The 25,700-nt window shown below is 63.4% G+C and carries 26 protein-coding genes; 10 read left to right on the forward strand and 16 right to left on the reverse strand.

Going from position 1 to position 25,700, the window contains the following annotated elements:
- The first annotated feature begins 407 nt into the window (after positions 1-407).
- Positions 408-605, forward strand: coding sequence for a hypothetical protein (locus tag JQ574_RS32500; RefSeq protein WP_212384177.1), 198 nt, complete (start codon positions 408-410; stop codon positions 603-605).
- On the opposite strand, the gene JQ574_RS32505 is transcribed toward JQ574_RS32500, so the two are convergent.
- From JQ574_RS32505 to JQ574_RS32515, 3 genes are all read right to left on the reverse strand, one after another.
- Positions 602-991, reverse strand: coding sequence for a response regulator (locus JQ574_RS32505; protein WP_312014806.1), 390 nt, complete (start codon positions 989-991; stop codon positions 602-604). The two genes, JQ574_RS32500 and JQ574_RS32505, sit on opposite strands and share 4 nt — an antisense overlap.
- 43 nt (positions 992-1,034) lie before the next feature.
- Positions 1,035-1,229: a hypothetical protein gene (locus JQ574_RS32510; protein WP_212214325.1), complete on the reverse strand. Its 195-nt coding sequence runs from the start codon at positions 1,227-1,229 to the stop codon at positions 1,035-1,037.
- Positions 1,230-1,291: 62 nt separating this feature from the next.
- Complete coding sequence (locus JQ574_RS32515; protein WP_212214328.1) at positions 1,292-1,480, reverse strand: hypothetical protein; 189 nt, start codon at positions 1,478-1,480, stop codon at positions 1,292-1,294.
- 289 nt (positions 1,481-1,769) lie between these two features.
- Between JQ574_RS32515 and JQ574_RS32520 the strand changes: the two genes are divergently transcribed.
- Together JQ574_RS32520 and JQ574_RS32525 are read left to right on the forward strand one after the other, a co-directional pair.
- Complete coding sequence (locus JQ574_RS32520; protein WP_212214331.1) at positions 1,770-1,934, forward strand: hypothetical protein; 165 nt, start codon at positions 1,770-1,772, stop codon at positions 1,932-1,934.
- A gap of 174 nt (positions 1,935-2,108) precedes the next feature.
- Positions 2,109-4,379: a lytic transglycosylase domain-containing protein gene (locus JQ574_RS32525; RefSeq protein WP_212214334.1), complete on the forward strand. Its 2,271-nt coding sequence runs from the start codon at positions 2,109-2,111 to the stop codon at positions 4,377-4,379.
- Between the two features lie 46 nt (positions 4,380-4,425).
- On the opposite strand, the gene JQ574_RS32530 is transcribed toward JQ574_RS32525, so the two are convergent.
- The 9 genes from JQ574_RS32530 to JQ574_RS32570 all read right to left on the reverse strand — a co-directional run bounded on the left by JQ574_RS32530 (position 4,426) and on the right by JQ574_RS32570 (position 13,909).
- Positions 4,426-5,397, reverse strand: a complete 972-nt coding sequence (locus tag JQ574_RS32530) for a tripartite tricarboxylate transporter substrate binding protein BugD (RefSeq protein ID WP_212214337.1) — start codon at positions 5,395-5,397, stop codon at positions 4,426-4,428.
- Positions 5,398-5,526: 129 nt separating this feature from the next.
- Positions 5,527-6,768 carry a threonine synthase gene (locus tag JQ574_RS32535; RefSeq protein ID WP_212214340.1) on the reverse strand — a complete coding sequence of 414 codons (1,242 nt, stop codon included), beginning with the start codon at positions 6,766-6,768 and terminating at the stop codon, positions 5,527-5,529.
- Between the two features lie 137 nt (positions 6,769-6,905).
- Positions 6,906-8,327 (reverse strand): dihydrolipoyl dehydrogenase, encoded by a 1,422-nt coding sequence (lpdA, locus tag JQ574_RS32540; RefSeq protein WP_212214343.1) that lies wholly within the window; start codon positions 8,325-8,327, stop codon positions 6,906-6,908.
- 123 nt (positions 8,328-8,450) lie between these two features.
- Positions 8,451-9,815 (reverse strand): pyruvate dehydrogenase complex dihydrolipoamide acetyltransferase, encoded by a 1,365-nt coding sequence (locus JQ574_RS32545; RefSeq protein ID WP_212214346.1) that lies wholly within the window; start codon positions 9,813-9,815, stop codon positions 8,451-8,453.
- Positions 9,816-9,817: 2 nt separating this feature from the next.
- Positions 9,818-10,123 (reverse strand): DUF5076 domain-containing protein, encoded by a 306-nt coding sequence (locus JQ574_RS32550; RefSeq protein WP_192739539.1) that lies wholly within the window; start codon positions 10,121-10,123, stop codon positions 9,818-9,820.
- A 6-nt stretch (positions 10,124-10,129) separates the two neighbouring features.
- Positions 10,130-11,530 carry a pyruvate dehydrogenase complex E1 component subunit beta gene (locus tag JQ574_RS32555; RefSeq protein WP_212214349.1) on the reverse strand — a complete coding sequence of 467 codons (1,401 nt, stop codon included), beginning with the start codon at positions 11,528-11,530 and terminating at the stop codon, positions 10,130-10,132.
- A 50-nt stretch (positions 11,531-11,580) separates the two neighbouring features.
- A complete protein-coding gene (pdhA, locus tag JQ574_RS32560; protein ID WP_212214352.1) occupies positions 11,581-12,627 on the reverse strand; it encodes a pyruvate dehydrogenase (acetyl-transferring) E1 component subunit alpha in 1,047 nt (348 codons plus the stop codon).
- A gap of 216 nt (positions 12,628-12,843) precedes the next feature.
- Positions 12,844-13,161, reverse strand: a complete 318-nt coding sequence (locus JQ574_RS32565) for a septum formation initiator family protein (RefSeq protein ID WP_192739542.1) — start codon at positions 13,159-13,161, stop codon at positions 12,844-12,846.
- A gap of 196 nt (positions 13,162-13,357) precedes the next feature.
- A complete protein-coding gene (locus tag JQ574_RS32570) occupies positions 13,358-13,909 on the reverse strand; it encodes an NADPH-dependent FMN reductase (protein WP_212214354.1) in 552 nt (183 codons plus the stop codon).
- Positions 13,910-14,171: 262 nt separating this feature from the next.
- Between JQ574_RS32570 and JQ574_RS32575 the strand changes: the two genes are divergently transcribed.
- Positions 14,172-15,272: a S1C family serine protease gene (locus tag JQ574_RS32575; RefSeq protein WP_212214356.1), complete on the forward strand. Its 1,101-nt coding sequence runs from the start codon at positions 14,172-14,174 to the stop codon at positions 15,270-15,272.
- A gap of 63 nt (positions 15,273-15,335) precedes the next feature.
- Here JQ574_RS32575 and JQ574_RS32580 read toward each other — a convergent pair whose 3' ends face one another.
- Positions 15,336-16,472: a zinc-binding dehydrogenase gene (locus JQ574_RS32580; protein ID WP_212214358.1), complete on the reverse strand. Its 1,137-nt coding sequence runs from the start codon at positions 16,470-16,472 to the stop codon at positions 15,336-15,338.
- A gap of 275 nt (positions 16,473-16,747) precedes the next feature.
- On the opposite strand from JQ574_RS32580, the gene JQ574_RS35375 reads away from it, so the two are divergent.
- Entirely contained in the window at positions 16,748-18,067 is a 1,320-nt protein-coding gene (locus tag JQ574_RS35375; protein ID WP_312014771.1) for a hypothetical protein, read from the forward strand.
- Positions 18,068-18,069: 2 nt separating this feature from the next.
- Here JQ574_RS35375 and eno read toward each other — a convergent pair whose 3' ends face one another.
- On the reverse strand, positions 18,070-19,353 hold the full coding sequence (gene eno, locus JQ574_RS32590; protein ID WP_212214360.1) for a phosphopyruvate hydratase: 1,284 nt from the start codon (positions 19,351-19,353) through the stop codon (positions 18,070-18,072).
- Positions 19,354-19,531: 178 nt separating this feature from the next.
- On the opposite strand from eno, the gene JQ574_RS32595 reads away from it, so the two are divergent.
- From JQ574_RS32595 to JQ574_RS32615, 5 genes are all read left to right on the forward strand, one after another.
- Positions 19,532-20,524, forward strand: a complete 993-nt coding sequence (locus JQ574_RS32595) for a lyase (RefSeq protein ID WP_212214362.1) — start codon at positions 19,532-19,534, stop codon at positions 20,522-20,524.
- A complete protein-coding gene (locus JQ574_RS32600; RefSeq protein ID WP_212214364.1) occupies positions 20,521-20,895 on the forward strand; it encodes a cytochrome c family protein in 375 nt (124 codons plus the stop codon). Before JQ574_RS32595 ends, JQ574_RS32600 begins: the two co-directional genes overlap by 4 nt.
- 56 nt (positions 20,896-20,951) lie before the next feature.
- Complete coding sequence (gene queF, locus JQ574_RS32605) at positions 20,952-21,404, forward strand: preQ(1) synthase (protein WP_212214367.1); 453 nt, start codon at positions 20,952-20,954, stop codon at positions 21,402-21,404.
- A 31-nt stretch (positions 21,405-21,435) separates the two neighbouring features.
- On the forward strand, positions 21,436-22,404 hold the full coding sequence (locus JQ574_RS32610; RefSeq protein ID WP_212214370.1) for a hypothetical protein: 969 nt from the start codon (positions 21,436-21,438) through the stop codon (positions 22,402-22,404).
- 215 nt (positions 22,405-22,619) lie between these two features.
- On the forward strand, positions 22,620-23,588 hold the full coding sequence (locus JQ574_RS32615) for a tripartite tricarboxylate transporter substrate binding protein (protein ID WP_212214373.1): 969 nt from the start codon (positions 22,620-22,622) through the stop codon (positions 23,586-23,588).
- Between the two features lie 18 nt (positions 23,589-23,606).
- On the opposite strand, the gene JQ574_RS32620 is transcribed toward JQ574_RS32615, so the two are convergent.
- Positions 23,607-24,803 (reverse strand): MFS transporter, encoded by a 1,197-nt coding sequence (locus JQ574_RS32620; protein ID WP_212214376.1) that lies wholly within the window; start codon positions 24,801-24,803, stop codon positions 23,607-23,609.
- Between the two features lie 16 nt (positions 24,804-24,819).
- Complete coding sequence (kdsA, locus tag JQ574_RS32625) at positions 24,820-25,686, reverse strand: 3-deoxy-8-phosphooctulonate synthase (RefSeq protein ID WP_212214380.1); 867 nt, start codon at positions 25,684-25,686, stop codon at positions 24,820-24,822.
- Positions 25,687-25,700: the final 14 nt, after the last annotated feature.

A 25,700-nucleotide genomic window follows, 5' to 3' on the forward strand; every position in this document is an offset into this window, starting at 1 on the left:
ACCCGGCCTTCCCTGCGCAATGGCTTTACGGCTTATGCCGTGATCTCCCCGGAGACGAGTTCTTGGTTGACTCCGTCGCTGCCGGTTCAGCTTGCGCTTAGCCGACGACTTGACGCCTGCAACGGGCGCCAGGACCACACGGTTTTGCCGTACGCTTATCCACGCCGTCGTCGAGGCGTAAACCAGCGTCCACCGCAACCCGCCCAACGTCCGTGACGACGGCCGACGCCCTCTGAGTAGGACGGGATGGCGATAGATGCGCACTGATTTGGGTCGGCCGACAACAGAAATATTTTTGATTTACAGAAACATTCTGCTTGACACGATTTCCGTAAATCAGAACTGATTTGCCCGTCGGGTCAGTTTGCCGCACATTACCTGCCGTCAGCGCGATATGGCACAGCGCCATGAGGGCATTCACGGCGATTGACCGTGCGATGAATACCTATGGAATGTTGGTCAATCTCACTTCGGAGCAGGAACGGCTGGCCAGGGACGACGTCGCCAAATTTCTCGAAGGCAAGCGCTTCGATGAACGCACGCTGGCCGTCGAGGGCCTCAAATATCTGAAGGGCCGTCCCTCAGGGCGGCGCGAGCCGATCTAGTTCAGGACGGCGTCGAGCAACTCGTCTGGCAGAAAGGGTTTCATCAGGAAGCGTGTATCTTGCGGAATGTAAGGTGGGCCGCGTCCGGACACCATCACCACGTTCAAAAGGGGGAACTTGCGTTTGGCGTACTGCGCCAGCGCGACGCCGGACATATCGCCCGCAAGATTTACGTCCGTTACCAGGGCCCGCAGTTCAGTGCCGGTCGCAACCAGCACGAGTTCGGCCGCCTCCGCGCTCGCGCACTCGACCACTTCGAGGCCTTGCTCTTTGAGCAGGTCAGCCAAGAACGCCCGCTGCAACGGGTCGTCTTCCACAACAAGAGCAATAAAATTCATCATGGCGGCCTCTTGAGTATTCAATCCCGGAAAGCGGTTATTGTTCAACCGGCCCTCGCCTGGCCACCCGATCGGCCGCGATCGTGCTGGCTTAAGGGTTCCCCGATGTATCGCGGTTTTGTTCGACCGCCCTTATCGCCACGTTGGTAAGCCGCATGCGACTGCGCACACCTGCACGCCAGGCGTCCGCGATGGCGTTTGCGGCCACGGTCTGCGTCTCCCGGAATTCGACGGCCTGCTCGGTGCGAATGAGATAGTCCATCGCGATGTTGAGCGCGTCGTCCATCACATTATCGAATTCGCCAAACCGCCAAGGGTACATGGGACGAACCTGAACCGGAGATATTCTCATCCTTGAAGGCCACCACGCGTCGTGCCTGACGCCGGGCTGTCGATCTTCTCCAGCCTCTCGGCGTCGGCGTCGTACTGTTTGGACAATTCTTTCAGTTTCACCGAGGCCTCGAGGTCGCTCATCGTCAGCGCGAGGCGGCCTGCTCGTCGGGCTTGCTCTCGGAGATCTTCGCTTTGCTTGCTCATCTGAGCTAACCCTGAGAGTCCGCTAACCGACACAAGGGTCATTCGTTCCGGGGCGACCGCATCTTCTGTTTTTGGGGAGCAGCCAAGGAAACGGCCCCAGTGGGAGGGGGTTAATGGCTGGGGCCGCCATTCCGCATCGGACGCAAATCAGCGGTAATCGCCCGATGGACTAAACCAAGTTCCGTGGGAAATGTTGGTTCCACATCACGGCGGCTTGTTCTGCTTCTGGGAACGCAGCCCGGCCCGCTCCGGTTTTATTCGTGGGGCAGCAAGACACTGGTGTGCTGCCATGTGGACCTCGCTATTGGCGCTTTCCGCCACCGCCATCGTCCTACCGGCAATCGTGGTCGTTGGCCTGTTCCGGCTTGCGGCCTTGAAGCGGCCCGGCGACCTGAAGGCCCCGTCCCAGGCGGACGAATGGGCCTCCTCGCACGAACTGCAGACACCTAAATAGGTCAGCCGCCCTGTTGGATTCCATCGACCTGCGGGTTCCATCTGCCGCGCGGTTTCCCGCGCGCTGTTGCGCCGATGCGACAATTGATTAATCGATCTCGTGCTACCTCTCGGACGGCTCGGGCCGCACGCGACGTGCGATTCTTGGTTTGTGACTCATGGGGAGCACCATGGAATGAACCGTTGCTTGCGCTCACTGTCCTGTCTTCTCGCCGCAACCGCGCTCGCCCTGTTCGCGCCCGAGGCGACGGCGCGGACCAATCCCAAACAGCAACCCGCCAAAAAAACGCACGATGCGAAGAAGCCGCACGATGCGAAGAAAACGCTCGATGCGAAAAAGGATGCTGGTCCGCCACGCAACGCTGCGGCCGAAAAGCGCCGCCATGCGAAACTTGCGAAGAACGCGAAACATGCCGACGCGAAGAAGAAGTCAAAGCGTGCAAAGGACGCCCCCGCTCCCAAGGAGACTGCCAAGGAGACAGCCAAAGAGGCCGTTCCGGCACTGACCGGCGATCTCGCGCTGGTGAAGGAAGCGATCAATCTCGCGCGCAAGGCGAAGACCGACGAGGCGACCGCGACGCGCAACAGGATCGCCGATCCGGCCGCCCAGAAGCTGGTCGAATGGTTCATCCTGCGCCACTCCGAGACCACGGCGAATTTCAGCCGCTATGCCGCCTTCATCGCCGCCCATCCGGAATGGCCGAGCGCGGCGCAGCTGCGCCGGCGGGCCGAAGCGCGGCTGTGGCAGGAGCGCGCCGATGGCGCCAAGGTGCGGGGCTTCACCGGTGAGGCGCCGATCAGCGCCAGGGGCAAACTGGCGCTCGCGCGCGTCAAGCTCAGTGAAGGCGATCGCGACGGCGCGGGCCGGCTGGTGCGCGACGCGTGGCGGTCGGACGAATTGTCGGAGCGCGTCGAACCCGACGTGCTGGAGCAGTTCCGCGACCTTCTCACCCGCGACGATCACCGCGCGCGGATGGACAAGCGCATCGGCGCCAAGGATCTCGCAGGCGCGAAGCGCGCCGCCAAACTCCTCGGCGACGACGACCTGGCGATCGTAAAGGCCTGTGCCGCGGTCAGGGGCAAGTCGAACAAGGCCAAGGAAGCGCTCGACGACGTTCCGGCGGCGGCGCGCGCCGATCTCGGCTACACGCTGTGCCGGATACAGTGGATGCTCGCCGAGAAGCGCATTGACGACGCGGCGCGCCTGATGCTGGCCGCCTCGCCGGAAACGATGGCGCTGCAGGACACCGATCAATGGTGGCGCGAGCGGCGCTCGCTCGCCCGCAAGCTGCTCGATGAAGGCAAATTCCTGACCGCCTACCAGGTGATCCAGCCCGCGGCGCTGGCGGCGAATGAATACTACCGGTCCGACTACCACTTCATGTGCGGCTGGATCGCCCTGCGCTATCTCGATGAGCCCGTCAGCGCGCGGGCGCATTTCGCCCGCATCGACGAGGGCCAGGCCAATCCCACCGTGCTGTCGCGGGCACATTACTGGCGCGCGCGGGTCGCCGAAGCCCTTGGCGACAGGGACATGATGCGCACGAGCTATGAAGCGGCCGCGCGCTACCCGACCGCCTATTACGGCCAGCTCGCGCACGCCAAACTTGGCCGCGACAAGATCGAATTGCGCCCGCCCTCTCCGGCGCTCGCGTCGGCCGGCGCATCGAGCGTCGACGAACGCGTTCGCGCCGCCGACATGCTCTACGAGATCGGCGAGCGCGACGTCGTGCTCTATTTCGTCACCGATCTTGGCGAGCAAAGCTCCAATGTGGCGCTGCTCGAAGCGCTCGGCGAACTCACCGGCCGCCGCAACGATGCCCGCGCGATGCTGCAGATCGGAAAACCCTCGCTCGGCCGCGGGCTGGCGCTCGACCATTACGCGTTCCCGACCATCGGAATTCCGCCGCACAAGCAGATCGCGCCCGAGATCGAGCACAGCATGATCTACTCGGTGGCGCGCACCGAGAGCGCGTTCGACCAGCGCGACAAGTCTCACGCCAATGCGGTCGGACTGATGCAGATCACCCCTGAGGCCGGACGCGATACCGCCAAGCGCTTTGGCGTCAAATATGATTGGGACCGGATGGTTTCCGATCCCGTCTACAACACCCAAATGGGCGCCGGCGAACTCAGCGCGCTGCTCCGCGAATACAAGGGCTCCCACATCATGACCTTCGCCGGCTACAACGCCGGTCGCGGCCGGGTCCGGGACTGGATCAAGGCGTATGGCGACCCGCGCGATCCCAAGGTCGATCCGGTCGACTGGGTCGAGCGCATTCCGTTCTCCGAGACGCGAAACTATGTCCAGCGCGTGATCGAGAATCTGGCGGTCTACCGCGTCCGCTTCGACAGCGGCACGGCGATGGCGGCGAAGAGCGGCGAGCGCGTCGCGACGCAGGAGACGAATGCGGCGCCGGCGGCTCCGGCAAGCGCGGCGCAATAGACTCTCTCACCGTCGTCCCGGCCTTGAGCCGGGACGACGAGGATATTCAATCCACCTTCACATTGGCGGCCTTGATCATCGGCCACCATTTTGCGATTTCCGCCTTCTGCCACTCACCGAGCGCTTCGGGCGTCAGCTTGTCCTTCGGCGTCATTTGCAGGCCGAGGTTTTCGAGCTGCTTGCGCACCGCCGGATCGTTCAACGCCTCGACGGCCGCCGCGTTCAACCTGGTGACGATTTCCTTCGGCGTACCCTTCGGCACCCACAAGCCCGACCACAGCGTCATGTGAAATCCGCGCAAGCCCGCTTCTTCGGCAGTCGGAATGTCGGCGGCGGATTCCGAGCGCTTGGTATCGGTGACGGCATAGCCGCGGATGGTTCCGGCACGCACCTGGTTGATCGAATTGGAGAGCTGATCGACGATCATATCGATCTGTCCGGCGACGAGGTCGTTCATGGCCGGCCCGGTGCCGCGATACGGCACATATTGCAGCTTGATGCCGGTGACGTTCTCGAAATAGAGCCCGGCGATGTGACTGCCCGATCCGGCGCCGGCGGTGCCGGTCGCCGCCGGCTCGGGCCTCGCCTTGAGCCACGCCAGCAATTCGCCCAGCGATTTCGCCGGCACCGCGTTCTTGCTGACGACGATCATCGTGTTGCTCGGCAGAAGCACCACCGGCTCGAGATCGGTGACGAGGTCGTAGCCGAGCTTGTTGTAGATCGCGCCGTTGGCCACGTGGGTGCCGAGATGGCCGAAGCTGATGGTGTAGCCGTCCGGCGGTGACCGCACCGCGCGGCCGACGCCGATCGAACCGGCGGCACCGGTGACGTTCTCGATCTGGACGACCTCGCCGAGCGTCGCCTTCATGCGCTCGGCCAGGATTCGCGCCATCACGTCCGACGGGCCGCCGGCGGAGAACGGCACGATGATGGTGATGGGACGCGACGGAAAATTCTGCGCGACCGCGGCGCCGCCGAACGCCAACACCGAAAGCGCAGCCAGTAATAATTTTCGCATCAACCCCTCCCCTCAAAAACGTTTCACCGTCATTGCGAGCGGAGCGAAGCAATCCATTGGGCCGGAAAGTAGGTGTGGATTGCTTCGTCGCTACGCTCCTCGCAATGACGTCCTATAGTTTCGCACGGCTTAAAATTGCGCGTAGTCGATCGGCTGATGTCGATCGAGCGTGCGCGTGACCGGCGGCAACGGATACTTAAGCCCTGTCGCGCAATTGAACAGCATCACGCGATCATTCTTCGTGACGCGGCCGTCGGCAAGGCTTTCCTTGTAGGCAGCATAGGTCGCCGCGCCCTCCGGACACAACAAAAAGCCTTCCTCGCGCGCCACTTCATTGAGCGCAGCAGAAATCTTCTCGTCATCGACCGCGATGGCAAAACCCTTGCTCTCGCGGACCGCGCGCAGGATCAGAAAATCTCCGACCGCCTGCGGCACGCGGATGCCCGATGCAATAGTGTGGGCGTCTTCCCAGCGCGGCGCGTGCTCGGTGCCGTTCTCGAAGGCACGGACCATCGGCGCGCAGCCCGACGCCTGCACCGCCACCATCCGCGGACGTTTTGAACCCATGAAGCCGATGGCCTCGAGTTCGGCGAACGCCTTCCACATCCCGATCAGGCCGGTGCCGCCGCCGGTCGGATAGAAGATCACGTCGGGCACGTCCCAGCCGAGCTGTTCGGCGAGCTCGAGCCCCATCGTCTTCTTGCCTTCGATCCGGTACGGCTCCTTCAGGGTCGAGGTGTCGAACCAGCCGGCCTTTGCCTTGCCCTCGCCGACGATTTTGCCGCAGTCGTCGATCAGGCCGTTGACCCGATAGACCGTGGCGCCCTGCAGCTCGATTTCGCTGACATTCACTTCCGGCGTATCGGCCGGGCAGAAGATCGTGGTCTTGATGCCGCAGGAGGTGGCGTAGGCGGCGAGCGCCGCGCCTGCATTGCCGTTGGTCGGCATCGCCATGTGCCTGATGCCGAGCGCTTTGCCCATCGACACCGCCATCACGAGGCCGCGGGCCTTGAACGATCCAGTGGGAAGCCGGCCCTCGTCCTTGACGATGATCTCGCCGCCGCCGAGCTTCTTGCCGAGCTTTGGCAGCCGGATCAGCGGCGTCGTCACCTCGCCGAGGCTGACAATGTCAGTCACCTTGCGCACCGGGAGCATCTCGCGGTAGCGCCACATGTCGGCCGGCCGCTGCGCCAGCGCGTCCTTGGTCAGCGCTTTCTTCACGCCGGCAAGATCGTAGCGCACCAGCAGCGGCTTGTTCGCCTTGGAGAGATTGTGGATCTGGTCGGCGGGATAATGATCGCCTTCCATCGCGCATTCGAGATGGGTCACGAACGTCGGACGCTCGATGGTCAGGTTGTCGTTTTCTTTCACGGGCTTTGTTCTTTCTTCTTGCGTCAACGGCATTTGGTTCACTGCTGTCATTGCCGGGCTTGACCCGGCAATCCATCGCCTTCGAAAGAGTCTTGCGAAGCGCGATGGATGCGCGGGTCAAGCCCGCGCATGACAAGCTACATGTTCAGCACGCGGCCATAGGCATCGAGCACCGCTTCCTTCATCATTTCAGACAGCGTCGGATGCGGGAAGATGGTGTGCATCAGCTCTTCTTCCGTCGTCTCCAGATTCATCGCCACGACGTAGCCCTGGATCAGTTCGGTGACTTCGGCGCCGATCATGTGGGCGCCGAGCAACTGGCCGGTCTTCTTGTCGAAGATCACCTTGACCAGGCCCTGGTCCTCGCCGAGCGCGATCGCCTTGCCGTTGCCGACGAACGGAAAACGCCCGACGCGGATTTCGCGGCCGCCCTCTTTCGCTTTGGCCTCGGTGAGGCCGACCGAGGCGACCTGCGGGTGGCAATAGGTGCAGCCGGGAATGAGGTTCTTGTCCATCGCGTGCGGATGCAGGCCCTTAATCGCCTCGATGCAGACCACGCCCTCATGCTCGGCTTTGTGCGCCAGCATCGGGGGGCCTGCGACGTCGCCGATGGCATAGATGCCGGGCACATTGGTCGTGCCATAGCCGTCGATCACGACGCAGCCGCGATCGGTTTTGACGCCGAGTTTTTCCAGACCGAGGTTTTCGATATTGCCGACGACGCCGACCGCGGAGATCACCCGGTCGACTTCGATGCTCTGCGTCTTGCCCTTGCCGTCGTCGATGGTGGCGATGACGCTGTCGCTCTTCTTGTCGAGTTTTGTGACCTTGGTATTGGTGAGGAGCTTGATGCCCTGCTTCTCGAACGCCTTGTGGGCGAACTTCGATATTTCGGCGTCTTCCACCGGCAGGATCTGCGGCAGCACTTCGACGACAGTCACTTCGGAACCCATGGTGCGGAAAAACGAAGCGAACTCCATGCCGATCGCGCCGGAGCCGACCACCAGCAGCGACTTCGGCATCTTGTCCGGCACCATCGCCTCGAAATAGGTCCAGACCAGCTTCTTATCGGGCTCCAGCCCCGGCAGCACGCGCGGCCGCGCGCCGGTGGCAAGGATGATGTGTTTGGCCTGATAGGCGCCCTCACCCAGCGCGCCCTTCGGCGCTTCGACCGCGGATTTCTTCACCGTGACCTTGCCCGGCGCGTCGATCGAGGCGTCGCCCCAGATGATCGAAACCTTGTTCTTCTTCATCAGGAAGCCGACGCCGTCATTGAGGCGTTTTGAAACCCCGCGCGAGCGCTGCACCACCGCCTTCGGGTCGTAGGACACTTTCTCGGCCGACAGCCCGTAATCCTTGGCGTGCTGCATGTAGTGGTAGATTTCCGCCGAGCGTAACAGCGCCTTGGTCGGGATGCAGCCCCAGTTCAGGCAGATGCCGCCGAGATAGGATTTTTCCACGATCGCGGTCTTGAACCCGAGCTGCGCGGCGCGGATCGCCGTGACGTAACCGCCGGGGCCGGAGCCGATGATGATGACGTCAAAGGAAGTGTCGGCCATGCGCTCATTCTCATCATTCAACCGGACTATTAGCCTCCGTCATTGCGAGGAGCAGTTGCGACGAAGCAATCCATGTTTCCGGTGGTGAAATGGATTGCTTCGCTGCGCTCGCAATGACGGCTGTCACACCATCATCATGACGGGGTTTTCGATCAGCCGCCTGAAGGCGCCGATCAACTCGGCGCCGAGCGCGCCGTCGATGGCGCGGTGGTCGCAGGACAGTGTCGCGCTCATCACGTGCGCGGCCTCGATCTTGCCGTTGCGCACCACCGCCCGCTCTTCGCTGGCGCCGACCGCGAGGATCGTCGACTGCGGCGGATTGATCACGGCCGTGAAATGGCTGATGCCGAACATGCCGAGGTTGGAAACGGACGACGTACCGCCCTGATATTCCTGGGGCTTGAGTTTTCGCGTCCGCGCGCGGGCTGCGAGGTCCTTCATCTCGTTCGAAATGGTCGACAGCGACTTGCTCTCCGCATTGCGGATGATCGGCGTAATAAGGCCGCCGGGCATTGCCACGGCGACACCGACGTCGGAATGCTTGTGCTTGACCATGCCGGCTTCGGTCCAGCTGACATTGCAGTCCGGCACCTGCTGGAGCGCGACGGCGAGCGCCTTGATGACGAAGTCGTTGACCGACAGCTTGTAGAGCGGCTTCTTCTCCTTGTCCTTGGGAGCCGCCGCATTGATCTGCTCGCGCGCCTCGAGCAGCCGTCCGATGTCGCAGTCGATGGTGAGGTAGAAGGTGGGAATGCTCTGCGTGGCCGCGGTCAGGCGCTGAGCGATGGTACGGCGCATGCCGTCATGCGGCACGATTTCGTAGGAGCCTTCCTCGAACAGCGCGAGGATCTGCTTGTCCGACATCGCGGGCGCGATGCTCGGAGCGGCGCCAGGCGCAGCCGCCTTGAGGCCCTTGCCGGATTTGGCTCCTTCGACGTCGCGCGCGACGATGCGGCCGTGCGGACCCGAACCGTTGATGCGCCCGAGTTCGATGCCGGCTTCCTTGGCCAGACGGCGCGCGAGCGGCGAAGAGAACACGCGGGCGTGGCCGTTGGCTTGAGGCGTTGCGGCTGGCGGGGCGGAAGCCGCCGCCTGTGGCGCGGCAGCCTGTGTCGGCCCGGTTGCTGCGGGCTTCGGCGCGGGCGCCGCGGCAGGCGCCGGTGCGGCTGCAGCAGGTGCGGCAGCGGGCGCAGGTGCGGCTTTTGCAGCCGGTGCAGGCGCGGCTCCGGCGGCCTTCACGTCCTCGCCATCGCCGGCCAGGACCGCGATGATGTCGTTGACCGGAACATCCTGCGTGCCTTCAGGCACCAGGATCTTGGCGATCGTGCCCTCGTCGACGGCCTCGACTTCCATCGTCGCCTTGTCGGTCTCGATCTCCGCGATCACGTCGCCGGACTTGACCTTGTCGCCCTCTTTCTTGAGCCACTTGGCAAGGTTGCCCTTTTCCATCGTCGGCGACAGCGCAGGCATCAAAATGTTGATCGGCATTGTCAGTGACCCTGTTGCGACCGCAGCGTGGTATTACCCACGTCGGTCGGCCGATTTATTTCGGCTTCGAACATTTCGACGATACGCGCCAGCGCCTCGTCCTCGGTGTGGCCGCTTTCGCGCGCATAGGCCCTTGCGGCATGCCGCGCGATGTCGACCAGCAGCAGGCCCCACATGTCCGGCTCCTCGAACGCCCGCTGAAACGCGATCGAGAGCCCGCCATCGACCACGAAGGCGCGCAGCACTTCGATCGCGTCGTCACGACCGATGACGTCGGGCGGTAAGGGTTGCTCCTTGGGACCGGCCATCGGAGCCTACCGGTATGAAACGGCTTTGGCGGCGGCGACCACCTCGGCGACATTGGGCAATGCGAGCTTTTCCAAATTCGCCGCATAGGGCATCGGCACGTCCTTGCCCGACACCCGCGCCACCGGCGCATCCAGATAGTCGAAGGCCTGCTCCATGATGCGGGCGGCGATCTCGGCGCCGACGCCGCTCTGCTGCCAGCCCTCCTCCACCGTGACCGCGCGGCCGGTCTTCTTGACCGAGGCGATGATGGTGTCGGTGTCCATCGGGCGCAGCGTGCGCAGGTCGATCACCTCGGCCTCGATGCCTTCTTTTGCCAACTCATCGGCGGCCTTGAGCGCGTAGCTCATGCCGTTCGACCAGGAGATCAGCGTGACGTGGCCGCCGGAGCGGACGATGCGCGCCTTGCCGATCGGGATCACGTAGTCGTCGAGTTTCGGGACTTCGCCGGTGTGGCCGTACAGCATCTCGTTTTCGAGGAAGATCACCGGGTTGGGATCGCGGATCGCGGCTTTCAGCAAGCCCTTGTAGTCGGCGGCCGAGAACGGCGCGACGACCTTCAATCCCGGAATCTGCGAGTACCAGGCCGAATAATCCTGGCTGTGCTGGGCGGCGACGCGGGAAGCTGCGCCGTTGGGGCCACGGAACACGATCGAGCAGCCCATCTGGCCGCCGGACATGTACAGCGTCTTGGCCGCCGAATTGATGATCTGGTCGATCGCCTGCATCGCGAAATTGAATGTCATGAATTCGACGATCGGCTTCAGGCCGGACATCGCCGCGCCGACGCCGACGCCGGCAAAACCATGCTCGGTGATCGGCGTATCGATCACGCGCCTGGCGCCGAATTCCTGGAGCAAGCCCTGCGTTACCTTGTAGGCGCCCTGATACTCGGCGACCTCTTCGCCCATGATGAATACGTCGGGGTCGCGCCGCATCTCTTCGGCCATCGCGTCGCGCAGCGCTTCGCGGATGGTCTGGGAGATCATCTCGGTGCCCTCAGGCACTTCCGGATCGGGCTCGGCCACCGCTGCGGGTGCCGCGGTCGCCTGCGGCGCCGAGATCATCGGCTTGCCTTCGCCGACCGGCGAACGGGATTCTTCGACTTCCTTCGCGACACTGGGCGCGGGAGCTGGTGCTGCCTTGCCGAGATCGGCAGCGCTTTCGCCATCGGCTAAAATGGTCGCGATCGGCGTGTTGACCGCGACGTCGTTAGTGCCTTCCGGGATCAATATCTTGCCGAGCGTGCCCTCATCGGTCGCCTCGACTTCCATCGTCGCCTTGTCGGTTTCGATCTCGGCGATGACATCGCCCGACTTGATCGTCTCGCCTTCCTTCTTCAGCCATTTCGCAAGGTTGCCCTTCTCCATGGTTGGCGAAAGCGCAGGCATCAATACTTGAATGGGCATATCGGCTCCCGAAATCACTCTTTAGTTTTGTTCTGCGCGTGGCTTGATTATCAGCGGTACACGTCGGTCCAGAGCTCGGACGCATCGGGCTCGGGATCGTGCTGGGCGAAATCCGCCGACTCATTGACGATCTCGCGCACTTCGGCGTCGATGGCCTTCAATTCCTGCTCGGTGACCTTGGCCGCCAGCAGGCGATTGCGCACCTGCTCGATCGGATCCTGGTCGTGGCGGACCTTTTCGACCTCCTCGCGGGTCCGGTATTTCGCCGGATCCGACATCGAATGGCCGCGGTAGCGATAGGTCTGCATTTCCAGAATGAACGGCCCCTTGCCGGCGCGGCAATGGGCCACCGCCTTGTCGCCGGCGGCCTTCACGGCGCGGACGTCCATGCCGTCGACCTGTTCGCCCGGGATGTTGAAGGAAATGCCGCGCTTGGAGAAATCGGTCTGGGATGACGAACGCGTCACCGACGTGCCCATGGCATAGCGGTTGTTCTCGATGATGTAGATCACCGGCAGCTTCCACAGCTGCGCCATATTAAAACTCTCGTAGACCTGCCCCTGGTTGGAGGCGCCGTCGCCGAAATAAGCGAGGCTGACAAAATCATTGCCGCGGTAGCGGTTGGCGAAGGCGAGCCCCGTCCCGAGCGAAACCTGCGCGCCGACGATGCCGTGGCCGCCGTAGAAATTCTGCTCCTTGCTGAACATGTGCATGGAGCCGCCCTTGCCCTTGGAATAGCCGCCCTGGCGTCCGGTCAATTCGGCCATCACGCCCTTGGCTTCCATCCCGCAGGCCAGCATATGCCCGTGGTCGCGGTATCCGGTTATGACCTGATCGCCCTTTTTCAGGGCCATCTGCATCCCGACCACGATGGCTTCCTGTCCGATATAGAGATGGCAGAAGCCGCCGATCGCGCCCATGCCGTAGAGCTGGCCGGCCTTTTCCTCGAAACGGCGGATCAGCAGCATGTCCCGCAGGGCTGCCAGTTCCTGCGCCTTGGTGAATTCCGGTGGAGAGCTGAAGCTTTTCTCTAGACCCTTCTCTTTCCCATTTTCCTGCCCTGCTTCCTTGGTGACGGTTTTTTTGGGTGCGGCCATGGCAATTCCGGATGAGAGAGAAGGATCAGCCTCTCTAACCCAACTCAAACCGCCGTGAAAGGATTGCGTGCGCTCGGGAAAATATTGCTATGCCGCAGTGCAACGCGGCGCGACATTTTTGTGATCGATATCGCGAAATTTTGAAATTTGCGGAATCCGGCCGGCCGTCATCCCGGCGTAACAGTCGGGGCGCGCGAGCCGCAAGCAGCCTGAAAGTCAGTTCGGCTTGAGGACCTTGATCAGGTCGCGGGGGTTGGCGTAGTCGAGCTGGAAGCGTGCGCGCTCGTCCAGCATGTCGGGGTCGACCCGGTCGGAGCGGAGCAGCGAAACGCGCTGCTCGCCCTGGGCCCGTTCCCGCTTCAGCCGCGCCAATTCGGACGTCAGCGCGATGATCTCCTGATCGAGCTCCTGCCGCGCGTTGAGCCCGTATTTGCCGGTATAGGCGTTGACGCCGAAATAGCCGACCATCAGCGCCGCCATCGTGTAGAGGGCGAGCCCGGTCAGTATCGATTTCAGTCGGGTGCGGGAGACCATGGCGCCAAGATGCGACGGTCAGGTTAACGGAAGCCTAAGATGGCCGACGCGGGGCACAATTGGCGCCCCGTCATTGCGAGCCACCGGGTCGCGCGAACGAGCGCCCGATGACAGCCTCCGCGAAGCAATCCATGGCGCGGCATAACGGACAGATGGATTTGCTTCGCTTCGCTCGCAATGACGCTGAGAGTGCAGCCTAGCCGTTCTGCTTTTCGATAAAGGCCGCGAATGCATCGATATACTGCTGCAGCGTCTTCTGCAGCGTTTCCTTGGTGAGGGCGCCCTTGTCGTCGAAGGCGTCGCCGACGCCGTTCAGGTAGATCTCGGGCTGACCGAGAATCGGCCCCGAGATGCCCGGCAGGATGTTCTGCAGATGCTTGGCCGCGCTGACGCCGCCGAGCGCTCCCGGCGAGTTGCTGACGATGCCGACCGGCTTGCCGAGGAACGAGCTCTTGCCATAGGGGCGCGAGCCGACGTCGATGGCGTTCTTCAGGACGCCCGGGATCGAGCGGTTATATTCGGGCGTCACGAACAGCACGCCGTTCGACTTCTGCAGTTTTTCGCGGAACGCGAGCCAATCGGCCGGCGGCGCGGCTTCCAGATCCTGGTTGAAGAAGGAAATGCCTTCCAGCGTGGTGACGTCGAGCTTCAGCGAGGCCGGCGCGAGCTTGGCCAGGGCATTGGCGATCTTGAGAGAAAAGCTCTCCTTGCGGAGCGAGCCGACGATGGTGACGATGCTGTGAGCCATTGGAATTCCCTTTTGAAGCTGAAGCGCCGGCGCTCACTTACGCCACATCGACACAAGGATGCAAGTGCATGAAATGAGCAATTCTGGAAACGCAGCGTTCGCATAATGCTTGTGGATCAAGAAAAAGTGCTTGAGCCAACGCTGAAAGAGCATCTGCCCGGGGCACACATCTTGCGGATCGGCGCGGAGGAACCAACTTGGCCGACGAGCCTTATGAATGCAATCTCAGCGCCGATGGCCCCGTCGGCTTCGGAGTGAATTCATGCCCTCGCGTTTTTTCCAGGCGGCTATCGTCGTCCTGATCGTGCTGCTCGCCGCTCTGGTCGGACAGCCTTATCTCGACCGGCTGCTGTTCGCGGCCACCACCCCGCGGCCCGTGACGGCGAGAAGTGATCTTGCGGAAGCCGAGCGCGCGACCGTCAGCCTGTTCGAGCGGGTATCACCCTCGGTGGTTCAGGTCGTCGGCGCCGGCCCCGGTGCCGGTTCGACGGATCTCGAGGGCGAAGCCGGACGCGAGCAGAGCGGCACCGGCTTCGTCTGGGACGGCGCCGGACATATCGTGACGAACAATCACGTAGTTGCCGGAACCAGGGATGTTGCGATCCGCTTCGCCAGCGGCGAAGTCGTTGGCGCCTCGATCGTGGGAACGGCGCCGAACTACGATCTTGCGGTCGTCAGGGTGCGAAGCACCCGTAACCTGCCCAGTCCGATCGTGGTCGGCAGCTCCGCCGACCTGAAGGTCGGCCAGGCGGCCTTCGCCATCGGCAACCCGTTCGGCCTCGACCAGTCGCTCACCACAGGCGTGATTAGCGCCTTGAAGCGGCGGCTGCCGACCAGCGCCGGCCGGGAAATCGGTAACATGATTCAGACCGATGCTGCGGTTAATCCCGGCAATTCCGGTGGCCCGCTACTCGATTCCGCAGGACGCCTGATCGGCGTCACCACGGCAATCATTTCTCCGTCCGGCTCCAACGCCGGCATCGGATTCGCCATTCCGGTAGATACCGTGAACCGGGTCGTGCCTGAACTTATCCAGAAGGGACGCGTTCCGACTCCGGGCATCGGGATCGTCGCTGCCAACGAGGCCGTCGCAACCCGGCTCGGCATTGAAGGCGTCGTGGTGGTGCGGGCAATGCCGGGCTCGCCCGCCGCAACAGCCGGATTGCGCGGCATCGACCAGGTCGCGGGTGAACTCGGCGACATCATCACCAGCGCCAACGGAAAGCCGACCCGGCGGCTGTCCGATTTGATCGAGCAGCTCGAGGCCGTGGGCGTCGGGCGGGAGATCGAACTTTCGGTCAAGCGCGGCGATCGATCGACGACCGTTCGGGTCAAACTCGAGGACGTCGGCCGGTCCGGCTAGGCCGCCAGCAGGCGGCCTGCCCTGCGCGCTGTGAAAACGTTGAAACTTCCTAGCCCTCCACCATTACCCCTTGCTCGGATTGATCAGGAATTTCTCGCCGGTGGCGCGCTTGTTGTAGACGTCGATATTGGCGAGATCGAGCGTCTCCTGCAGCGACACCACCTTGGTGTAGTGACTGGCAAACGTGGTCTTGAGTTCGGAGGCGACGCGCTGGCGCAATTTGCCGATGTCGGCCGGGCCGATCTTTTGCAGGAACGGCGTGAGCAGCCAGCCGCCGACCGCCCAGGTCAAGCCGAACGCGCGGCTCAACTCAGTCGGACCGGTGTTCAGGCTGCCGTAGATATAGACCTGCTTAAACACATTCGAGCCGTAGCGGCTGTATTCCTTGGCGGTCTTGTTGGCCGCCGTCTCCATGCAAGTGAGGATTTGGCTCGCAAGCTTGCCGCCGCCGATGGCATCGAACGCGATCGTGGCGCCGGTCTCCACCAGCGCATTGGTGAGATCGTCCATGAAGCCGTCGGCGGTGGAATCGACGACATATTTGGCGCCGATCTTGTGCAGGATATCCGCCTGCTCCTTGCTGCGCACGATGTTGACGAGGCCGATGCCGTCCTTGATGCACATCTTGTTGAGCATCTGGCCGAGGTTCGAGGCGGCAGCGGTATGCACCAGCGCCTTGTGATTTTCGCGCCGCATGGTCTCGGTCATGCCGAGCGCGGTCAGTGGATTGACGAACCAGGACGCACCGTCGGCGGCGGTGGTGCCGGCCGGCAGCTCCATCACGTCCCTCACCTTCAACGTGCGATACTGCGCGTACATCGCGCCGCCGATCATCGAGACCGTCTTGCCCATTAGCGCCTTGGCGGCATCCGACGATCCGGTTCGGATCACGGTGCCGGCGCCCTCGTTACCGACCGGCAGCGACTGATCAAGCCGCGCCCCCATCATCCGCATCACGGCTTCCGGCATCTTCGCCGTGACCACAGGCTGGTCCTTGGTGCCCGAGACCTTGGCCGTCGACATGTCGGCGGGGCCGATCAGGAGCCCGAGGTCGGACGGATTAATCGGCGAGGCCTCGACGCGAACGACGACCTCATCGTCGGCCGGTTCTGGAGTCGGGACGCTGGCCAGAGATAGCTCGAGTTCGCCGCTCTTCTTCAGCAGCGAACGCAGCTGCAGCCCGGTGTTGCCGTCACTCATACTTAATTCCTCCCTGCCGGCGGTTCGGCGTTGCCGATCCGCGCTTTGTGTCAGCGATATGGTCGCGGCCAGCGGTGATGTCCACCGGTATCAGCAATTTCAATCAAATTGCGCGCCCGAACCAGGGTCCGCCGACGCGTTGCACTCCGGCAACAGTTCCCGGAAACCGTCCCGTAACAGCCGTTTCCGCCCTTGCACGCCCACATTGTGAGCCGAAACATTGGGGCGTCGCGTGCTTAGCTGTGCAACTGACTCGAGCCTCGGAGGCTGGAATCATGAACCCGCGTCGGCTTGCTACCGAGATGTGGCCCACGCTCGTTTTCACGGGCGGACTTGTGGTGTGGTTTGCCGTCGTCGGTTTGACCGGCACGGAGAAGGTCAACGCGGTGCGCGTCGTGGACCGCCTCGCACCATCTCTTGCCGCCAACGCCGCCTTGGTGGCCGCACCGCCGGCATCCGCGATGAGCCATTCAGCCGCTACGACAGGCAATCCGATCATCAAGCGTGCTGACGTGGCAAAGGCCGCCGAACTTCTGGCGGAGGTGGCGGTCGACGCCGCAGCAGCGCCGGACAAGCAGCAAACCATCGTCGTGGCCGCGCTCAACGATCCGGCAGAAATGCTACCGCCGGTAGTCCCAACCGTCCAGGCGCCAACCGCCAGCACGTCCAACCCGGAGGTGGCCGTCGCCGTCACAGCCGCCCCGGACAAGCAGCACACCATCGTCGTAGCCGCGCTGAGCGATCCTGCGGAAATTCTGCCGCCGGAAATCCCGACCTTCCCGGCGCCAACCGCAAGCACAGCCGCCGCAACGACGCCCGGCCGCGTCGAGCTTGTCGGCGAATGCCAGGTGGCAGAGGCCTGCATCGACCAGTTTCTGTGGGCGCTTTACCAGCGGACGCCCAAGGAGGACACAACCAAGGAGCGTGAGCTCAGGAAAGTGACGATCAAGAGGAAGGGCAAACTGGTGACGGTCACCAGAAGCTTTACCAAGCTCGTCGATAACGATTTCACGTGGAAGGATCCCAAGGCGGCGGAACGAGTCGGCATGCCGATGATGGACTACGTGATCGGCGGCATGGATCGCAGCTTCAAGATCAAGCTGTTTCATACGCTCTACGCCGCCGAGGCCGCCGGACTGCGACCTGGCATCACCAGCGCCTTCCGCGACGACTACCGTCAATCGATCGCAAGCGGCCTGAAGGCGGCGGCCAACCGGTCGTTTCACGGCGGCAGTCTGCGCGGCGGCTATGGCCGCGGGCTTGCCGCCGATATTGTGAGCGTCAACGGCGGCAATCGCGCGCAGCGATGGGCTTCCACCGAAGCGCTCTGGAAATGGGTCGACGCGAACGGAAAACAGTTCGGGATCGGCAGGCCGTATCTCGCCTACGATCCACCGCATGTCGGCCCGATCGACGGCCCGGAATATGCGTCCCGCCGCGGCGGAACGAAGACGGCGGCCGCCGATGCGAAGAAGCGGCAGAAACAGGTCGTTCAGGCCAAGGCCAGCACGGCCAAGTCCAGCATGGCGAAGCGCCAGATCACCGCGAAACCGCCGAGCAGCAAGCCGGCTAGCCGGCTTGCTGCGGCGCGCTAGCTTTAAACCAGCGCCTTCAGCGCCGCCCGCCCAGCGTATTTCGCCTGCGCGCCGAGTTGCTGTTCGATGCGCAGCAATTGATTGTACTTGGCGGTGCGGTCGGAGCGCGCCAAGGATCCGGTTTTGATCTGGCCGCAATTGGTGGCGACCGCGAGATCGGCGATGGTGGAATCCTCGGTCTCGCCGGAACGGTGCGACATGACAGAGGTGTAGCCGTATTTGTGCGCCAGTTCGACGGCGGAAAGCGTTTCGGTCAGCGTGCCGATCTGGTTGACCTTGATCAGGATTGAGTTGGCGCGGCCGTTCTTGATGCCGTCGGCGAGCCTTGTGACATTGGTGACGAACAGATCGTCGCCGACCAGCTGGCACTTCTTGCCGACGAGGTCGGTCAATTCCTTCCAGCCGTCCATGTCGTCTTCCGACATGCCGTCCTCGATCGTGACGATCGGATAGCGCGCGACGAGATCGGCGAGATATTTCGCCTGCTCGGAGCGCGAGCGGGTCTTGTTCTCGCCGCCATAGACGTAATTGCCGTCCTTGAAGAACTCGGTCGCGGCGCAATCGAGGCCGAGCATGACGTCGCTGCCCGCACTGTAGCCGGCCTTGCCGATTGCGCTGACGACGAATTCGAGCGCGGCATCCGCCGACGGCAGGTTCGGCGCGAAACCGCCCTCGTCGCCGACATTGGTGTTGTGACCGGCCTTCTTCAGTTCGCCCTTCAGCGTATGGAAGATTTCAGCGCCGCAGCGCAGCGCCTCGGCGAAGGTCGCCGCCCCTACCGGCAGGATCATGAATTCCTGGAAGTCGATCGGGTTGTCGGCGTGCACGCCGCCATTGATGATATTCATCATCGGCACCGGTAGAGTGCGCGCCGAGGTGCCGCCGACATAGCGATAGAGCGGCATGTCGAAGGATTCCGCGGCCGCCTTGGCGCAGGCCAGGGAAACGCCAAGGATGGCGTTGGCACCTAACCGGCTCTTGTTCGGCGTGCCGTCGAGATCGATCATGATCTGGTCGATCTGGACTTGTTCTTCAACGGGGCGGTCGGCGAGCGCCTCGAAGATTTCGCCGTTGATGGCCTCGACCGCCTTCTGCACGCCCTTGCCGAGGTAACGCTTCTTGTCGCCGTCCCGCAGTTCGACCGCCTCATGGGCGCCGGTGGAGGCGCCAGAAGGCACCGCAGCGCGGCCGATCGAGCCGTCTTCCAGCACCACATCGACTTCAACGGTGGGATTGCCACGGCTGTCGAGGATTTCGCGGCCGATGATGTCGATGATGGCGGTCATGTCTTGCACTTTCCTGGATGGTTCCGGGGCTGGATTTGGGCGCGTCTTACACGGCGCGCAAGCAAATGTGAACGGCTAGTCTGGTGGCTTCGACTGACGGGCCAATGTGGTAAGACTATGCTGATCCAGGGTTGATCTTCGCGTCCAAACCTTCTCGTTCAAGAACCGGGGTAACGCAATGAATCGCCGCCAGTTTCTCAAAATTTCCGCTGCCGGAATTTTAGCCACGCCTGCGCTTGCACGGCTTGCGGATGCCCAGGAGAGCCCGTTCCGCGTCAAATATTATCCGGTCGCCGCAGGCATGGGCTCGCGCGACGTCACGCCGGCGCCCGATGGCACGATGTGGTTCTGCGGCCAGCGCAACGGCACGCTGGGGCGGCTCGATCCGCGCGATGGGTCATACAAGCTGGTCGACCTCGGCAAGGGCGCCGCTCCCCATGGCGTCATCATCGGTCCCGATGGCGCGCCGTGGGTCACCGAAGGTGGGCAGAACGCGATCGCCCGCGTCGATCCCAGCGATCACAAGGTGACGCTGTTTCGCCTGCCCGAGAACGAAGCCTATGCCAACCTCAACACCGCCGTGTTCGACAAAAACGGCATCTACTGGTTCACCGGCCAGTCCGGCATCTATGGCCGGCTCGACCCGAAATCGGGCGACATGACGGTCTTCAAGTCGCCGCGCGGCCGCGGCACCTATGGCATGACCATCACGCCGAAGGGTGACATCTGGTACGCCTCGCTCGCTGGCAATCACATCGCGAAAATCGATCCGGCAACCGGCAACGCCACCGTGGTCGACCCGCCGACGCCCAATCAGGGCGCGCGCCGGGTGTGGTCGGACTCGAAGGGCCGGATCTGGGTCAGCGAATGGAACAGCGGCAACGTGTCGATGCACGATCCTTCTGATGGCTCCTGGAAGGCCTGGAAGCTGCCCGGCGACAACCCGCGCACCTATGCGGTCTATGTCGACGACAAGGACAAGGTCTGGGTCACCGATTTCGGCGCCAATGCGATCGTGCGCTTCGATCCCGTGACCGAGAAATTCAATGCGTTCCCGAGCGACAAGGCCGGCGCGAATGTGCGGCAGCTCGACGGCAAGCCCGGCGAGACCTGGGGCGGCGAGTCCGGCACCAACCGCCTGGTCGTGATCCAGACGATCGCGCCTGCGTGAAATGGTTCGCGTTCCTGTTGCTGCTGCCGATGCTGGCTGCCGCCCCCGCCTCGGCGGACGAAAACGGCGCGCGGCTGTTCGCGCCATGCCGGGCCTGCCACAGCCTTGATCCCACCGAGCGCGGCCTGCCCGGCCCCAATCTTGCCGGCGTGGCCGGGCGCGTGGTCGGCGGCGATCCGGCGTTCGACTATTCGCCGGTGCTGCGCAAGGCACGCGATGATGGTTTGCGCTGGGATGTGCCGCGTCTGGAAAGCTTCCTGGCCGATCCCGCCGAGATGTTTCCGGGGCTGTGGATGTCGATGCGCGGGATCGAGGATGCCGCCGAGCGCAAGGCGCTGGCGCAGTTTCTCGCCAACCCTGCTTCGCGCTGACGGTTGACGGCCAAGCCTGATGCGTCCATGTCAGCGGTCGCAACAGGACGATCATCATGGCGAAAAAATCATTGCAACTCGGCCGCGCCGTGGAATGGCCCGACACCCCCCAGAAGGCGACGCTGGACCGGGTGCCCAATCCGCAAAAGGACACCGATTATCTGGTGCGGTTCACGGCGCCCGAATTCACCTCGCTCTGCCCGGTGACGGGACAGCCGGATTTCGCCCATCTGATGATCGATTACGTGCCGGGCCAGTGGCTCCTGGAATCCAAATCGCTAAAACTCTATGTGGCGAGTTTCCGCAATCACGGCGCATTCCATGAGGATTGCACGGTCTCGATCGGCAAACGGATCGCGACCGAGATCAAGCCGAAATGGTTGCGCATCGGCGGCTACTGGTATCCGCGCGGCGGCATCCCGATCGACGTGTTCTGGCAGACCGGCAAACTGCCCAAGGGCGTATGGGTCCCCGACCAGGGCGTCGCGCCCTATCGCGGCCGGGGTTGAACCTAACGGCCGGTAGTCCCGACAACCGCCCATGCGAAAGCCACTCGCCGCCTTCATCCGACTTGCCGCCGCTTCGTGCGTCCTCGGGGCGCTTGCAAGCGCCAACGCCGCGCCTGCCTCGCCCGAGGACCGCTACATCGCAGCCCGCGACGCCGCGATCGAGAAAATCACGAAAATGTACGCGGACAAGAAGGACGACGAGGCCCTCAAGCTGACGGAATCGCTGCGCGCTGATCTCTTGGCGAAGCTCGCGCCGATCGTCGCCGAATCCGCTCGCAAGGGATTTGGAACGGCCAGGCTCAATCTCGATGCCTTGTCCAAGGGCGACATGGGCTTTGGCCTGCTCGACGGCGTGCGCTTCGACTCCGAATTGGGCGACAACGGCGAGAAGTCCGGCCAGAATGGGCGCGACGGCCAATATGTCGAGCCGAAGTCTCATATCATCGTGACGACGCAGCCGCTGTTCGAGCGCTGGCTGCGCGCGCACAAGGACTGGTGGGGCAAGAAACTCAAGAACGTGCCGCAACAGATCGGCGCCGCGCTCAAGGACGAAAGCTTCTACACCCAGGCGATCTCGACGGATGCGGCGGTCGTGAACTTCAGCGAATTGCCGATCGCCAAACCCGCCTCCGCCACGTCAGCCTTTGCGATGCTGGGCGGGCGAACCCAGGACGCCGTGCCTGAGGCCGCGGATGAAGTGTTCGTTTCGGCGCTGGCCAACGGCAAGGTCTACGTCGCCTATGGATCGATCAAGCCCAAGGTGGAGGTCCCGGCCTGCGTTGCGATCAAGGCGGATTACGACAAGAAGGCCGACAAGGCTGCTGACGATCTGCAGTCCAAGCGGATCGACAGCAAGGCCTACGACAAGCTCGGCGATCTCAGGCAAAAGGGCGAAGACGCCTACAAGAAATGCTTTACCGAGCGCGCGCCGCAGCAGCCGTCATTTGCTGAAGCAACCAGGCAGGCGCAGGCCTTGCTGGCGCGGGCGATGGGAAATTAGCGCGAGGCGACACAGCCAGGGCGTGAACCAGTTGATCCTGATCCGTCGCACGTGCACTCCGGCATGCATTGCACACCCAAGTCAGACAGCTAGCCATGCACCTTGCGCAACAGGAGGCGTTGCCTCGACACCTATCTCACTCACATCCACATGATGTAGCCTGCCCGCAGGAAGCGCCGCGCATTTCAGACGCTGGCTGTCGAGGAAACTACATCATGAAATATCTATTCCGCGCTCTTGCAGCGCTTGCCGTTCTGCTGACCTGCGCAAGTGGCGCTTGGGCACAAGGCTGGCCGAACCGGTCGATCCGCATGGTCGTCCCCTACACGCCGGGCGGCTACACCGATCTGATGGCCCGCCTGGTCGGGCAAAAGATCTCCGATGCGCTCGGCCAGCCCATCGTCTTCGAGAACAAGCCCGGCGCCAACGCCATCATCGGCACCGACGTCGTCGCCAAGTCCGCACCCGACGGCTACACGTTCGGCACCGTGATCGCGGCGCATGCGGCAAACGCCACGCTCAATCCAAAGCTGCCCTACGACACGCTGAAGGACTTCAGCTACGTGTCGCTGATGAGCGTCGCACCGCTGATCATGATCGCGCATCCCTCGGTGCCGGCGAACAATTTGAAAGAGCTGATCGCGCTCGCGAAGGCCAAGCCGGGCGAGCTCAATTTTGCGTCGAGCGGCATCGGCGCTGCGGCACATCTCACCATGGAGATGTTCATGAGCCGCACAGCCATCAAAATGCAGCACATTCCCTACAAGGGCACGGCCGGCGCACTGCAAGATACCGTCGGCGGGCAGATCAACGTGATGTTCGACATCGTTGGCCCGCTGATGCCGCAGGTGCGCTCCGGGAACGCCAAGGCGATCGTCGTCACCGCGAAAGAGCGCATCCCGGCGGCGCCCGACGTGCCGACGATGGCCGAACAGGGCGTGCCGGATTTCGTGTCCGGCACCTGGGCCGGAATCATCGCACCGGCGGGCACGCCAAAGGAGATCGTCGAGCGCGTCTCCGCCGAGGCCAGGAAGGCGCTCGCCGACCCGGCATTGCAGGCAAAACTGGTCGAACAGGGAATCGTCCCGATGGGCAGCAGCCCGGAGGAATTCCGTGGCTTCGTCACTGAAGAGATCGCGCGCTGGCGCAAGGTGATCACCGACGCCGGAATCAAGATGGAATAGCGAGGGCTCGATCCGAAGCTAGCCCGGCCGTGCATCCGCCGGCCGGGTCTGCTTCAACAGCCGCGCGCAGACGATTCCGAGCGCGACCATGATGGCCGCGGCGGTGAGCAAGGTCGGCACCTTGCCGGCGTGCTGGATGCCGAAGCCGTAGGCGATCGGGCCGAGCGTCTGGCCCATGAAAAAGAAGAACGAGTGCAGCGACAGCGCGGTTGCGCGCGCTTCGACCGACAGCTCGCTGGCAAATACCTGCAGGCAGCCGTGGATCATGTAAAAGCCCCAGCCCATGAACAGCAGGCTCAAGGCCTGGAGCTTCCATTGCGGTCCCATCGCGACCGCAACGAGTTGCACCGCGACCAGCGTCGCTCCTGCCAGCATCATGCCCTTGACGCCGATCCGGGGCAGGAAACGCGAAATCGTCATGGTGTAAAACAGGCCGCCGACCGCAAAGCCAGCGATCACGATGCCGGCGATCGAGAGCGAGGTCTCGCCGAGGTCGAACAGGAAGGCGGCGATAAAGGGAAACAGGCCGAGGACGCAGCAGCCTTCGATGAATACCGCCGAATAGCAGATGCGCGCGTTCGGGTTGGTGAAGATGGTGCGGTAGCCATGTGCGAGTGCCGAGAGGCTGGTCCGCGGCGGATGTTTCAGATCGGCGCCGCGAAATCCAGCCGCCACCGCAATCGCCGCCAGCACGACCAGCGCACCGAGGATCGCCAGCACGCCGCGCCAGCCCATGAAATCGCCGATCAATCCGGAGAACGAGGCTCCGAGCAGGTTCCCGGACATCGAGCCCATCAGCGTGCGCCCGATCGCGAGCTGGCGTTTCTCGGGGCCGACGAGATCGCTGGTCAGGCCGAGCGCAATCGGAAACACCCCGCCGGAGCCGATACCGGCGAGGATGCGCGTTGCAAACAGTTCCGGGAACGACGTCGCCATCGCGCCCAGGATGTTGGCAATGCCAAGCAGCACCAGGCAGACGATCATCAGCCGTGCCTTGCCGAACATGTCGGCGGTGGCGCCGAGCACGGGCTGGATGATTGCGAAGGTGAACGCGAACACGGCGGCAAAGCCGGCAGCGGCGGCGATGCTGACGCTGAAATCCTCGGCGACGTGCGGCAACACAGGATCGAGCGCGCGGGCCGACAGGCTGGCCGCAAAGGTCGCGAGTGCGATGATGTTGAGGGCCGGCGGCAGGCGGTTGGTTGCTGCGGTCACGGCATGGCCCGCGCCATCAGCGCGCCGTGCTGCTGGCAGTTAAGTTCTTGGCGAGCGCATCGAACCCCATCAGGGTCTTCACCAGCGCTTCGAACTCGCGCAGCGGCACCATGTTGGGTCCGTCCGACGGCGCGTTATCAGGGTCGGGGTGGGTCTCGATGAACACGCCGGCCACCCCGACCGCGACCGCCGCGCGTGCCAGCACCGGCACGAATTCGCGCTCGCCGCCCGATGAAGTGCCCTTCCCGCCCGGCTGCTGCACCGAATGGGTGGCATCAAAAATCACCGGCGCGCCGGTGGTACGCGCCATGATCGGCAGCGCACGCATGTCAGACACCAAGGTGTTGTAGCCAAAGGATGCGCCGCGTTCGGTGACCAGCACGTTCGGATTGCCGCCTGATGTGATCTTGCTGACGACGTTGGCCATGTCCCACGGCGCCAGGAACTGCCCCTTCTTGACGTTGACGATTTTGCCGGTCGCGGCCGCCGCCGTCAGCAGGTCGGTCTGCCGGCACAGGAAGGCCGGAATCTGCAGCACGTCCACCGCCTGCGCCACCTCGGCACATTGCGAGGCCTCGTGCACGTCTGTCAGCACGGGCAGTCCGAGCGAGGAACGTATCTCGGCGAAGATCGGCAGCGCCTGCTTCAGCCCGATGCCGCGCGCGGCCGAGGCGCTGGTGCGGTTGGCTTTGTCGAACGAGGTCTTGTAGACGAGCCCGACGTTGAGACGGCCCGCAATCTCCTTCAGCGCCGATGCCACTTCGAGCGCATGGCTGCGGCTTTCGAGCTGGCATGGCCCGGCGATGATCGAAATCGGCAAGTGGTTGCCGAATTTGACCGGACCAGCCGTCACCACCGGTGCTGCAGAGATGTTCGCGCTCAAGGGATTTTCCTTTG

The organism is Bradyrhizobium sp. AUGA SZCCT0158, from assembly GCF_018130065.1.
GTDB lineage: Bacteria > Pseudomonadota > Alphaproteobacteria > Rhizobiales > Xanthobacteraceae > Bradyrhizobium.